This window comes from Leisingera sp. ANG-M7 (assembly GCF_000813965.1).
GTDB lineage: Bacteria > Pseudomonadota > Alphaproteobacteria > Rhodobacterales > Rhodobacteraceae > Leisingera.
In genome coordinates this window covers 1-12,175 of the sequence record NZ_JWLI01000038.1, presented here as the reverse complement: position 1 = coordinate 12,175, position 12,175 = coordinate 1, and the positions used below count along the sequence as shown (strand labels likewise).

General features: G+C 64.7%; 12 protein-coding genes. 4 read left to right on the top strand and 8 right to left on the bottom strand.

Annotated elements, in window-relative coordinates; translation table 11 throughout:
• Nucleotides 1-71 precede the first annotated feature (71 nt).
• Complete coding sequence (locus RA26_RS21760; RefSeq protein WP_039187519.1) at nt 72-761, top strand: glutathione S-transferase N-terminal domain-containing protein; 690 nt, start codon at nt 72-74, stop codon at nt 759-761.
• A gap of 106 nt (nt 762-867) precedes the next feature.
• Here the strand turns inward: RA26_RS21760 and RA26_RS21755 are convergent, their stop codons facing one another.
• The 4 genes from RA26_RS21755 to RA26_RS21740 all read right to left on the bottom strand — a co-directional run bounded on the left by RA26_RS21755 (nt 868) and on the right by RA26_RS21740 (nt 4,341).
• Nucleotides 868-1,479 carry an inner membrane-spanning protein YciB gene (locus tag RA26_RS21755; protein WP_039187518.1) on the bottom strand — a complete coding sequence of 204 codons (612 nt, stop codon included), beginning with the start codon at nt 1,477-1,479 and terminating at the stop codon, nt 868-870.
• Between the two features lie 30 nt (nt 1,480-1,509).
• A complete protein-coding gene (locus tag RA26_RS21750; protein ID WP_039187516.1) occupies nt 1,510-2,412 on the bottom strand; it encodes a DMT family transporter in 903 nt (300 codons plus the stop codon).
• Between the two features lie 36 nt (nt 2,413-2,448).
• Nucleotides 2,449-3,621: a signal recognition particle-docking protein FtsY gene (gene ftsY, locus RA26_RS21745; RefSeq protein WP_039187515.1), complete on the bottom strand. Its 1,173-nt coding sequence runs from the start codon at nt 3,619-3,621 to the stop codon at nt 2,449-2,451.
• Nucleotides 3,622-3,699: 78 nt separating this feature from the next.
• Nucleotides 3,700-4,341 carry a lysoplasmalogenase gene (locus RA26_RS21740; protein WP_052272536.1) on the bottom strand — a complete coding sequence of 214 codons (642 nt, stop codon included), beginning with the start codon at nt 4,339-4,341 and terminating at the stop codon, nt 3,700-3,702.
• 131 nt (nt 4,342-4,472) lie between these two features.
• On the opposite strand from RA26_RS21740, the gene RA26_RS21735 reads away from it, so the two are divergent.
• Nucleotides 4,473-4,868, top strand: a complete 396-nt coding sequence (locus RA26_RS21735; RefSeq protein WP_039187514.1) for a hypothetical protein — start codon at nt 4,473-4,475, stop codon at nt 4,866-4,868.
• Between the two features lie 19 nt (nt 4,869-4,887).
• Here the strand turns inward: RA26_RS21735 and xseA are convergent, their stop codons facing one another.
• On the bottom strand, nt 4,888-6,384 hold the full coding sequence (xseA, locus tag RA26_RS21730; protein WP_039187513.1) for an exodeoxyribonuclease VII large subunit: 1,497 nt from the start codon (nt 6,382-6,384) through the stop codon (nt 4,888-4,890).
• Between the two features lie 135 nt (nt 6,385-6,519).
• On the opposite strand from xseA, the gene purD reads away from it, so the two are divergent.
• Complete coding sequence (gene purD, locus RA26_RS21725; RefSeq protein WP_039187512.1) at nt 6,520-7,785, top strand: phosphoribosylamine--glycine ligase; 1,266 nt, start codon at nt 6,520-6,522, stop codon at nt 7,783-7,785.
• Nucleotides 7,786-7,959: 174 nt separating this feature from the next.
• Nucleotides 7,960-8,508: a GNAT family N-acetyltransferase gene (locus tag RA26_RS21720; RefSeq protein ID WP_446720186.1), complete on the top strand. Its 549-nt coding sequence runs from the start codon at nt 7,960-7,962 to the stop codon at nt 8,506-8,508.
• A gap of 303 nt (nt 8,509-8,811) precedes the next feature.
• Here RA26_RS21720 and RA26_RS21715 read toward each other — a convergent pair whose 3' ends face one another.
• The 3 genes from RA26_RS21715 to RA26_RS21705 all read right to left on the bottom strand — a co-directional run bounded on the left by RA26_RS21715 (nt 8,812) and on the right by RA26_RS21705 (nt 11,912).
• The gene (locus RA26_RS21715; RefSeq protein WP_039187510.1) at nt 8,812-10,536 is read right to left on the bottom strand and encodes a DUF1217 domain-containing protein; all 1,725 of its coding nucleotides are present in this window, start codon (nt 10,534-10,536) and stop codon (nt 8,812-8,814) included.
• 246 nt (nt 10,537-10,782) lie between these two features.
• On the bottom strand, nt 10,783-11,589 hold the full coding sequence (locus RA26_RS21710; RefSeq protein WP_152612689.1) for an FG-GAP repeat domain-containing protein: 807 nt from the start codon (nt 11,587-11,589) through the stop codon (nt 10,783-10,785).
• Entirely contained in the window at nt 11,589-11,912 is a 324-nt protein-coding gene (locus RA26_RS21705) for a 2Fe-2S iron-sulfur cluster-binding protein (protein WP_039187507.1), read from the bottom strand. The genes RA26_RS21710 and RA26_RS21705 overlap by 1 nt, the downstream gene beginning before the upstream one ends.
• Nucleotides 11,913-12,175 lie beyond the last annotated feature (263 nt).

Genomic DNA, 12,175 nt, shown 5'->3' with positions numbered 1-12,175 from the left:
CGTGCCTCCGTCAATGTGCCCGCCCCCGCGCCCCGTGCTCCTGTGGCCGGGCACATTGACGGAGGCACGCGATGCAGGACCCCATCCGCCTGTTCTACTGGCCCACGCCGAATGGCTGGAAAATCTCCATCGCGCTGGAGGAGATGGGCCTGCCCTACGAGGTCACGCTGATCGACATCGGCAAAGGCGATCAGTTCGCGCCCGAGTTCCTGAAGATCTCCCCCAACAACCGGATGCCCGCGATCATCGACCCGGACGGCCCCGGCGGCGCGCCGGTCTCGCTTTTTGAAAGCGGTGCCATCCTGCAGTACCTCGCCCGCAAGACCGGGCAGTTCTACGGCGCGGATGAGCGTGCCCGCCTGACTGTGGATCAATGGCTGATGTGGCAGATGGGCGGCGTCGGTCCGATGGCCGGTCAGGCGCATCATTTTCTGAAGTACGCTCCCGAGGATCTGCCCTACGCCAAGGACCGCTACCGGGGTGAGGTCGCCCGCCTCTATGGCGTGCTGGACCGGCAGCTGGCAGAAAACGAGTTTGTGGCGGGCTCAGATGTCACGATTGCCGACATGGCCATCTGGCCCTGGGCCTCGCTCTGGGAAGGCCAGCAGCAGACTTTGGACGACAAGCCGCATCTGGCCCGCTGGCTGGATCTGATGTGGTCGCGCCCCGGCGTCGTGGCCGGCCGGGCGCTGCACGCGGACCTGCGCGCGGACCGGTCCGATACAAGGGCACAAGAGGTGATTTTCGGACAAACCCGGTGACGCGCGCAACCGCAGCGCACCGCAGGTGCGCTGCCCGGCCCAAGGCTTCAAGCTTCATCTTTGATGATGTGCGAAGGCGCGGGAGCCCGCCTCTGCCCGCCGGTGGTTACTCCGCCGGGCCCGCCTCCTCCTCTTCGCCGTATTTCTGCAGCAGCTGGCCTTGGAACATAAAGAAGGCAAACATCGCCACCGGCAGGCCGAAGGTCTTGAAATAAACCCAGGTCTCGGTGCTCTGCGTGCGCCAGATCAGCTCGTTTGCCACAGCCAGGCCAAAGAAGAACGCGCACAGCCGCCGGGTCAGGATCATCCAGCCCTCCTGCTGCAGCGGCATCAGCTCTTCCATCACCACCTTGAGCCAGCTTTGCCCGCGCATCAGGCCGATGCCCAGCAATCCGCCAAACAGAAGATACAGCATCGTCGGCTTCATCTTGATGAAACGGTCATCGTTGAACCACACCGACATGCCGCCGAACAGCACCACCAGAATGAGCGTCGCAAATTGCATCCGCGACAGATGGCCGGTCAGCTTCCACAACGCCAGGGTGGAGGCCACCATCAGCGGGATGAACGCCGCGGTGATGACGATGAAGCCCTTGTACTCGCTGCCCCCGATCAGAAACACCTGATCCTTCAGCTTCAGATAGCCAATGAAGAACAGGACAATCGGGCCCAGTTCCAGCACCATCTTCAGGGTCGGGTTGATCTTCTTCGCGGCCATGTGGCCTCCTGTCTGCTCTGCTTGCGGGCTTTAGCCGCCCACTTCCACTATCACGGCGCCCAGGGCGATCAAAGCCATCAGGGCAATCCGCCGCGGCCCCACGGTTTCCTTCAGCACCAGCCAGCCGATGAGGGCGGCAAACACCGTCGAGGTCTCGCGCAGCACTGCCGCCTCCCCCACCTTGTCCAGCCGTGTCGCCAGCATGATCGCGCCAAAGGACGCAAAGGCCACCAGCCCGCCAAAGAAGCCCTTGACCATCAGCGGCCCGGGTGCAGGCGGTTCCGCCATGCTGCGCCAGCGGCTGAAGGCAATCACCGGAAACACCAGCCCGTCGATCATGAAAAACCACGCGAGGAAGGTGAACGGATCCGCCGTCGCCCGGATGCCATAGGCGTCATATGTGGTGTAAGCGGCCACAAACAACCCGGTCACCACCGCCAGCCCCAGCGCAATCCCCAGCGTGTCGCGGTTCACCGTCAGGTAGCGGTAGTTGTATCCCGCCAGGCCGAAGATCCCCGCCAGCAGCACCGCCACCCCCAGCCATTGCACCAGGGTGAACACCTCGCCGAACAGGAAGAAAGAGCCAATAACCGTGAACAGCGGCCCGGTGCCGCGCACCACCGGGTAGACCACCGTGTAGCTGCCCTTGGTATAGGCCAGCGCCTGGAACAGCTTGTAGAAGACGTGGATCACCCAGGCGACGAAGAAGATCAGCCACATATGCGGCTCCGGCCAGGGCACCACAAACAGCGCAAAGGGCGCCGCCATCACACAATAGGAAAAGTCGATCGCCCCGCGCGACAGCCAGGGATCATGCCGCCCCTTCTGCAATGCACCGAAAACCGCGTGCAGGAAGGCCGCCCAGATGGCCAGAAACAGCGCCGCCTGATGCCCGGCCTCGGTGCCTTCCAGGGAGATCAGCCAATCACTCAAATCAAATGCCCTTGCTCAGCCGGAAAATGCGGCGGTTCAGGATTTCTCCAGTCCCGTCAGAGCCGCGGCAAATTCCTCGGGATCAAAGGGCGCCAGATCGTCAATCTGCTCACCCATACCGATGGCGTGGATCGGCAGGCCGAACTTGTCCGCCAGTGCCACCAGCACGCCGCCCTTGGCGGTGCCGTCGAGCTTGGTCATCACCAGGCCCGACACATCCGCCAGTTGCTGGAAAGTGCCGACCTGGCTCAGCGCGTTCTGGCCGGTGGTGGCATCCAGCACCAGCAGGGTGTTGTGCGGCGCGGTCTCGTCCTTCTTGCGGATCACACGGACGATCTTGGCCAGCTCCTCCATCAGGTCGGCGCGGTTCTGCAGCCGTCCAGCGGTATCGATCATCAGCAGGTCAGCACCGTCTTCCTGGGCCTTGGTCATCGCATCAAACGCCAAGGAGGCCGGATCGGAACCTTCGGGCGCGGTCAGCACCGGCACCCCGGCCCGGTCGCCCCAGACCTGTAGCTGTTCGACGGCGGCGGCGCGGAAGGTGTCGCCCGCCGCAATCACCACCTTCTTGCCTGCGCCTTTGAACTGGCTGGCCAGCTTGCCGATGGTGGTGGTTTTGCCGGAGCCGTTCACACCCACCACCAGCACCACCTGCGGGCGCTTGGCGTAGATCGGCAAGGGTTTGGCCACCGGCTCCATGATGCGCGCAACTTCCTGCGCCAGCAGTTCCTTGATCTCGCGGCTGGAAACCTTCTTGCCCATCCGCCCCTCGGCCAGGTTGGCGGTCACCCGCAGCGCGGTGTCCACCCCCATGTCGGCGGCAATCAGCAGCTCTTCCAGCTGCTCCAGCATGTCGTCATCCAGCGCCCGGCGCGGCTCAGCCGCAGCAGAGCGCCCCATCAGGCGGCCCAAGAGGCCCGGTGATTTCTTTTCCGGCTCCGGCGCAGGCTGCGGGGCCGGTGCGGGCTTGGGTGCCGCAACGGGTTGCGGTTCAGGTTCGGGCGCAGGCTCCGGCTCGGCCACGGGTTCCGGCTGCGGAAACGGCGCAGGCGCAGGCTGCTCCGGTGTCACTGCCGGAGACTCCGCCAGGGCCTGAACTGCCTCATCCGCAGCGCTCTCCGCACCCTCCTCGACAATCGCATCGAGCCCCTGCTCGAGCTTGGAGGAGGATTTGAACAGCCGCTCCTTGAGCTTTGAGAAAAACGCCATCTTGGTCTCCGCAAAAGGGTCTGCCCCCTCACCTAATGCGGATTTCGGCGGAGTGCAAAGCGCTAGGCGCTGAAGAAATCAGGAAAATGCCGCCAGAAAGCCCGCTTGCGCCCCCCAATAAAGCGGCCAGACCGCAAAGGGCGTGATCCGGCGCAGCGCGTGATCCTCCGGCGGCACGAAGGTTTCCGCCGCCAGCACCATGTCCGACAGCATGAAGGCGCAAGCTGCGGCAAAGACCCCAGCGCCGAACGGCAGCGTCAGCGCCGCCGCCCCCATGCCAAGGATGATCGGGATATAAGCCAGCACCGGTCCCTTCAGCGCCCCGGCCCGCGGCGCCAGGATGCGCGCCATCATCAGGCCCAACACCAGGAGAGCCGCTGCGATGGCGATCCCTGGCATCTGCAACAGCCGCGCCGCGTCGCTTGTGTCCCGTGTCAGGAACAACACCGCATAGGCCAGATGCCCGGCGGCAAAGGCGCCGACGCCTGCCATGAACGCCCCCTCACCGTCACGCGACAGGAACAGATCGCCCAGCGCGCAGAGACCCAGCGCCACGGCCAGCAGCCAGGGTGCGCCCGTCAGCAGCGCCGCCAGCGCCATCAAGGCCACAGATGCGGTCTTCAGCACGCTGCGCGCCAGCGCGGGAGGCTGCGCAGCCATCGTCAGGTAGATCAGCGCACAGGCCGCAGCCCCCGCCCAAAGCACCATTTCCGCCGTCATGCCCTGCCTCCCCTTTGATTTTCCGCCACTCTGTCCGCGCAAACTGGCCCCGGTCAAAGGTGACCCCGCGGGAGCCTGTTCAGAAAACGCAAGGCTTGGAGCATCCGCTGCTCCTGAGGCACAATGGCCTCATGCGTTTATTGATGATTCTCCTGCTGGCCGCCCTGCCCGCCCCGCTGGCGGCAGGCGAGCCGCTGAGCGCTGGCGAGTTTGACCGCTACACCCAGGGCCGCACGCTGTTCTACGGCTTCGGCGGTGCCATGTACGGGGTCGAACGCTATCTGCCAAACCGCCGGGTGATCTGGTCCTTCCTCGATGGCAAATGCCAGGACGGCAGCTGGTACGAAGAAGCAGGCCAGATCTGCTTTGTCTATGAGAACCGGGACGATCCGCAGTGCTGGACCTTTGAACTGACACCGCGCGGACTGACCGCGCGGTTCGAGGATGACCCCGCCGCCACCGAACTGTATGAAGCCGAAGACATCGGCGAGGAGATGCTGTGCTACGGCCCCGAGGTCGGCGCCTGAGGCCCCTGCAAATGCCCCGCTAGAACAGCGAGCCCTGGCCGCCACCCTGTGCTGGCGGGTTTGGCGCTTCCTTCTTCGGCGCCTGTGCGGTCCCCCCCTCCAGATCCAGCGTGCCGTCTGCAAATTCGATCTGCAGGACGTCTGCCTTGGCGGCGGCAGACCGGGTGGTCAGGATCTCATCGCCTGAACGCACCACCGCATAGCCGCGCTCCAGCGTCGCCTTGTAGCTCAGGATTTCCAGCTGCCGCCCGGTGGCACTCAGGGCCTGGCGCTGGCGGTCGATGCGCGCGGCCTGCGCTGCATCCAGCCGCTGCGCCAGCCGCCCCAGCGCGTCCTTCTGCGCCGTCATCTCCCGCTGGATCGGCCGCAGGCTGAGGCGCGAGGCGAGGTTCTGCAGCCGGTTGCGCCGCCCTTCCACCAGCTGGCGCAGGGTGGCCGGACGCAAGGACGCCGCGGTTTCGCTCAAGTGCAGCCGCCGCCGCTGCACGCCGTTGATCAGCGCACCAGGCAGCCGGTCGGAAATCCGGTCCAGCCGCTGGCGCGGGGTTTCCAAGAGCGTATCGGGCTTGGGCAGCGCCCGGGCCAGATCATTCAGCCGCTGCCGCCTGAGCTGCACCGCCTGCCCGGCGGCGCGGGTCAGCCGCGCGCCTTGGTTCTCGCTCCACGCCATCAGTTCCAGCCGCACCGGCACCGCCAGCTCCGCCGCCGCGGTCGGGGTCGGCGCCCTGCGGTCGGAGACAAAATCGATCAGCGTGGTGTCCGTCTCATGCCCGACAGCTGAGATCAGCGGGATCTGCGAGGCGGCGGCGGCACGCGCCACGACCTCCTCGTTGAAGCCCCACAGATCCTCGATCGAGCCGCCGCCGCGGGCGACGATGATCAGATCGGGCCGCGGCAGAGCACCGCCCGGTGTCAGACGGTTGAAACCGTCGATGGCGCGGGCCACTTCGCCTGCGCAATTCTGCCCTTGGACAGCCACGGGCCAGACCAGCACCTTGCGCGGGAAACGGTCGCGCAAGCGATGCAGGATATCGCGGATCACCGCGCCCGAGGGCGAGGTCACCACCCCGATGATCTGCGGCAGATAGGGCAGCGGTTGTTTCCGCTCCAGCGCAAACAGGCCCTCCGCCTCCAGCTGCTTCTTGCGCTTTTCCAACAGCGCCATCAGCGCGCCCTGGCCGGCAACCGCGACCTCATCCACGTTCATGTTGTACTTGGACTGCGCGCCAAAGGCCGTCAGCCGGCCGGTGACAACCACCTCCAGCCCTTCCTCCGGCACCACCGACAAGCCGCTGATCTGCCCCTTCCATGTGGTGCAGGCCAGCACCGAGCGGTCATCTTTGATGTCGTAGTACAAATGCCCGGAACGCGCCTTGAACACGCGGCCCACTTCACCCTTTACACGGATGCGGCCGAAGGTGCCCTCCAGTGTGCGCTTCACCTCGCCGGAAATCTCGGAAACGGTGAATTCCGGGGCGTTCTGGCCCGGCTGCGGGTCGTCAAACAGGTCGGACATCGGGGGCTGCTCTCCTGCGGCCTTAGGCCGGTCTTGTTTTGAAGTCGCGCGCAGCATAGAACGCGCGGCAAGCAAGGCAAGCCCCGGGTGGCACCCCGCGGGCCACAGGGCTCAGGCAGATCGGAGAATGCGCCAATGAACATCCTTATCCTCGGCAGCGGCGGGCGTGAACATGCACTGGCCTGGGCAGTGATGCAGAACCCCAAATGCGACAAGCTGATCGTGGCCCCGGGCAATGCGGGCATCGCCCAGATCGCCGATTGCGCGGCCTTTGACATTGAGGACGGCGGCGCAGTGGTGAGTTTTGCCGAGGAAAACGCCATCGACTTTGTGATCGTCGGCCCCGAAGCGCCGCTGGCGGCAGGCGTCGCCGACCGGCTGCGCGAGGCGGGCCTGCTGGTGTTCGGCCCCTCCGAGGCGGCAGCAAAGCTGGAAGCCTCCAAAAGCTTCACCAAGGAAATCTGCGACGCGGCAAACGCCCCCACCGCAGGCTATGGCCATTTCACCGATGCGGACGCCGCCAAGGCACATGTGCGCCAGCACGGCGCCCCGACCGTGGTCAAGGCGGATGGTCTGGCGGCCGGCAAGGGCGTGATCATCGCGATGTCCGAAGACGAGGCGATGGCGGCCATCGACGACATGTTCGGCGGCGTCTTTGGCGGTGCCGGTGCCGAGGTGGTGATCGAAGAATTCATGGAAGGCGAGGAAGCCTCCCTTTTTGTGCTGGTGGATGGCGAGGACGTGCTGGCGATCGGCTCTGCCCAGGACCACAAGCGCGTCGGCGAGGGCGATACCGGCCTCAACACCGGCGGCATGGGCGCCTATTCCCCCGCGCCGGTCTTGTCGGCAGACATCGAGGCAAAAGCGATGGAAGAGATCGTGAAGCCCACCATGCAGGTGATGGCTGAACGCGGCATGCCGTATCAGGGCGTGCTCTATGCCGGTCTGATGATCAAGGACGGCCAGCCGCGGCTGGTGGAATACAACGTCCGTTTCGGCGACCCGGAATGCCAGGTGCTGATGATGCGCCTCGGCGCCCAGGCGCTGGACCTGATGCACGCCGCGGCTGAGGGCCGCCTGGACGAAGCGCAGGTAAACTGGGCGGACGATCACGCAATCACCGTGGTGATGGCGGCAGAGGGCTACCCGGGGTCTTACGAGAAATTCTCCGAGATCAAGGGCCTGGATGCGCTGCCCGAGGACAGCAGCAACATGGTGTTCCACGCAGGCACCAAGGCGCAGGACGGAAAGGTGCTGGCGGTTGGCGGCCGGGTGCTGAACGTGACCACCCGCGGCGAAACCCTGCAAGAGGCCCGCGACCGCGCCTATGCGATGGTGGACGGGGTGGACTGGCCGCAGGGCTTCTTCCGCCGCGACATCGGCTGGCGCGCGCTGAAGTAATCTGCCCGCCAGGTTCCGGCAGGCAGACCCTCCCGCCTGCTCCGGGCCAATCGCAGATTGCCCCTCACAGTTGGGCGTAGCCGGGTGCTGCCGCACCCGGCGGCCGGCGCTCACTCCCGCAGTTTGCCAGGGCTGGGGCCCCGGGATATCCTGATGGTCAGGAAGGACAATCCCATGACGCGCGCCCGCCCCCAGCCGCCTGCCGCAGCCCGGATCAGCAGCCCGAGGGCCGGACCAATGACCGCGCCCCGGCGGCTCTTTCCCGGTGATCCGTGCCTGAGGGATGTTCTGGACCTGATCCGCCGCAGCTTTGCCTTTATGGAGGGGCGCATCGATCCCCCCTCATCAATGCACCGCCTGTCATTGGCTGCCCTGCAGGAACAATGCCGCCACGGGGAGATCTGGGCCATTGGCACGCCGCCTGCGGCCTGCGTATTCCTGACGCCCCACCCCGATTGCCTCTACCTGGGCAAGCTTGCGGTAGACGGCAACCATCGCGGCACCGGGCTGGCGCGGGCGCTGGTGAAGCTGGCCGCAACCCGCGCTGCGGCACTTGGCCTGCAGGTGCTGCGGCTGCAGGCGAGAATTGAACTGACGGAAAACCACACAGCTTTTGCCAGGATGGGGTTCCGCAAGACGGGCGAGACCGCGCACACCGGGTTCGCCAAACCGACCTCAGTCACCATGGAAAGAGCCGTTCCAGGCAGCCGGGCCCAAAACTGAGCAACGGACTGGCGTTCAATGGCACAAAGCGGAACCGCAGCTGAACGGGCTGGCCAGGTTGCACAGAAGCGATGCCTGCGAACTGCACCCTGGCTTGCGTCCTGCATCCCGGCCTGATGGCTGGCCTCCATGAGGTGCCTCTCGTCCGCCGGTGACAGTCCGGTGAAAAGCGCGGTTCAGCAGACCGCAAATGCTGCGCCCGCCCGCGGCGGGCTGCCCGCGCCGCAAAGGCAGAGCGGCAGCAGCGCTCAGGCTCGCCTCAGATCATTCTGCCGGCACCTTGAGGGCGGGCTGCCCCCAGCCTCAGAAACCGCCCAGATCCGTCATCAGCAGGAATCGCCTGCGGAACTGATCCAGCATGTCCGGCTCCAGCAAGTCCGCCGGATGGGTGATGCCAAAGGACGAGAAGGCCCGGTCCTTCATCTCCACCAGCTGGCGCTCGAGGTCCAGCTGGCCAAAGCCGGACGGCAGCGCCAGTGCAGTCTCGAACACGGTGCGCAGCGGCGGCGAACCCATGATATTGTACCAATGGGCGTTCTCGCTTCCGCCCTCATCCGCAACCGCCTGCAGCTCGCGCTCCAGCGCCAGCGCCAGCCGCATGTTGGGATCGGAATTGCCGATCTCGATCTCGAACTGGCGGGTCGTATAGAGGTCGGCCAGCTCATCGGCAAAGCCGTCCGGATAGTCCTGCGCGACCTCTCCCTTGTTGAAGGAGAAGGCGTAAGCCATTGCTTTCATGTTTTTATCATGATGCAGATTGGCATAGGAAATCTCCGAAGACAGATCCGAATCCAGTGTCTTGATCATGACATTGAAATCGCTGTCGCGGTGGCTCAGCCCGAAGATATCCAGCGAGGCCTCGAACAGGTTCAGGTCAAACACCAGCTCAGTGGCGGTGGACAGGCTGTCCAGCTTGTCGGTGATCTCATCAGAGAACACCTGCATCTTGCTGACATGATCCGGCCAGGTGCCCTGGAACGCCTCGGCGAAATCGTAATAGGCGATGTTATCCGGCTGGTTCACAAAGGAATTCGGATCGCTCAGGTCGGATTCCAGCACCTGCCGCAAAAAGGTCTCGCCCCGGTCGCTGACGTTGAACTGGTCCAGCGCATCGGCCAGCAGCTCCGGGTTCTGCAGCAGCTCATCCGGATCGGTCATCACGTCAATGTCCGGGTAGCCGAAGCCGAAGGCGCGGGAGACATTCAGATAGCGTGTGTCCTCCAGCTGGTTCACAAAGGAATCCGGATCCGTGGTGTCCGAGTTCAGCACCCGGCGCAGGAAATCCTTGTTTGTGCGCTCCAGATCGAAGGTCTCGACCACCGCCTGCAGCAGTTCTTCATCTTCCAGCAGGTCATCGGCGCTGGCCAGCCCGTCGGTGTGCTGATTGAACTCCGACACCAGCGCCTGGATGCTGCTGTCGTATTCCGGCGGTTTGTTGAATTCGAACTGTTTGGCAAAATCGGCGAACCGGGTGTCGGTCAGCTTGTTGGCGAAAGAGTCCGGATCGCTCAGATCCGATTCCAGCACTTTCTGCAGGAAGAACTGGTTGTTCTCCATCCCCTTCAGGCCCACGTTGTCCAGCGCCTTTTTCAGCAGGGTTGAGTTGGACAGGAGGTCATCGGCTGTGGAAATGCCCGCAAATTCGCTGCCGCCCTTTGCACTGGGCAGCTGCGGGCCGTCCGGGCTGTTGAACCCAAAGGTCTTGGCCAGCGCCAGATAGCGGCTGTCATTGAGGCGGTTCACAAAGGACTTGGAATCACTCAGGTCGGAATCCAGCACTTTCTGGATGAAGGCACGGTTGCTGATGTCCTCATCCAGGCCAAAGGCGCCCAGCGTCACCTGCAGGAGATTGTAATCGTCCAGCAGCTGGTCCGAGTTCTGGATACTGGTGATGCGCTCTTTGAAATCCTGCACCTGGCGGTCCAGAATGGGCGATTTTTCATAGACTTCCTGCTGCTGGGCCTGGGTCCGCTGCAGAAAGGTCCAGCCGGCGATACCGGTGCCGAACACATAGGGTGTAAAACTCACGCGCGTGTCTCCTGTGAAAACATGCCCCGGCCGGCGCCGCCGGCACTTTCCCATTTGCCGCAGGCTATCCAAAGGGAATGAATATTTCGGTAACGCCCGTGCAGATCGGCCGAGGACGCAGGCAAGGATCACACCCAAAGCGGAGACGCGGCTCTCCCGCCTGCTTCAGCCCATCCGGGGATGGGTCGCGCCGTTGGGCCGGGCGCCGCGCAGGGCGCGGCGCAGGCCCGCTGTGCCCGCTTGTGTTCAGCGGCAGGCCAGTGCGACCGCCAGCCTGGTGTCAGGATCAAAGGGACCGATGTCTCGGGTTGTGATTTCACCCCCCTGCAGCCGCGCGGCCATGATCCGGCGCCAGCCGCCGCTGACCATCACCAGTTCCACCCCTTCACCGCACTCGCGGAGGCCGGAGGTGATGAAATCCTCGCCGATGCGGTGATTGGTCAGTCCGGGTTTGCTGCCGACCTCATGCAGCGCGCCGTCCCGGAACCGCCAGATACGCAGGGTTTTCGCCAGATGCGGCCGGTCTACATAGGCAATCTCGACATATCCGTCGCCATCCAGATCCGCGGCGCCGATGGGCGCCAGCCAGCGGTTGCGGGTGCCAATATGCGGGGTCTCGGCAAGTTTTTCACCGTGCGCGCCATAAATGGCCAGCTGGGCGCCCTGCGCCACATCGGTTTCCACCACCAGTACCTCGGGGCTGCCGTCGCCGGTCACATCCGCCAGCCGCGGCGCGATGTCTTCGAACACATGATCCAGCGGCAGGCGGATCAGAATGTCAGATTTTTGGTAGACGGCATTGGCAGAACAGCAGCCCGCACCGTTGTTGTCCACCGACAGCTCCAGTGCGCCGTATTCCACATCATCACCCAGCACCGCATGGCCATAACGGGTGGTGGGTTCGCTGTAGCGGGCCGAGACGATCCTGTCTTCAGCCGCCAGCGCAGAGGGGCCGGCCAGGGCCAGCCCCAAGCACAACGCCCGCCAAGCGCGGCGGGCGGAACGGGGCCGGACGCGCAACGGATGACGCCGCGCTGCCGGCCCCGCAGTCATCAGATCTGCTTCTCGGGCATATGCACAACCAGACCGTCCAGCGCGTCGCTCACCTTGATCTGGCAGGTCAGGCGCGAGCGGGCCGGATCGGGCTCATAGGCGAAATCCAGCATGTCCTCTTCCATGTCGTCCTTGGCGGGCAGCTTCTCGACCCAGTCCGGCGCAATGTAGACGTGGCAGGTGGAGCAGGCGCAGGCGCCGCCGCAATCGGCCTCGATGCCCGGAATGTTGTTGTCGCGCGCGCCTTCCATCACGGTCAGCCCGCTGGCCACATCCACCACGTGCTCGGTGCCGTTGTGCTCGATATAAGTGATCTTTGCCATTCGTCAGCTCTCTTCCCTTTTCCGGTACTTGCGCGACTGTGTAGCCAAGCGCCCGCGCCGGTGCCACCCCCAATTGCGACGCCGCCCTGCCGCTGCTGGACTTTACCGCCTCATGTTCTATATTTGTTCACATTCAAATATTCTCAACCCCAGGGCCGTTTTCCTCATGCCAGCCCCCGCGCGCCCTCCCGTGCCAGCCCGTGCAGCCGCCGGGCCCGATCTTCAAACCGGCCCGCGAAACGGCCGGCAGACCAGCCCGCCCC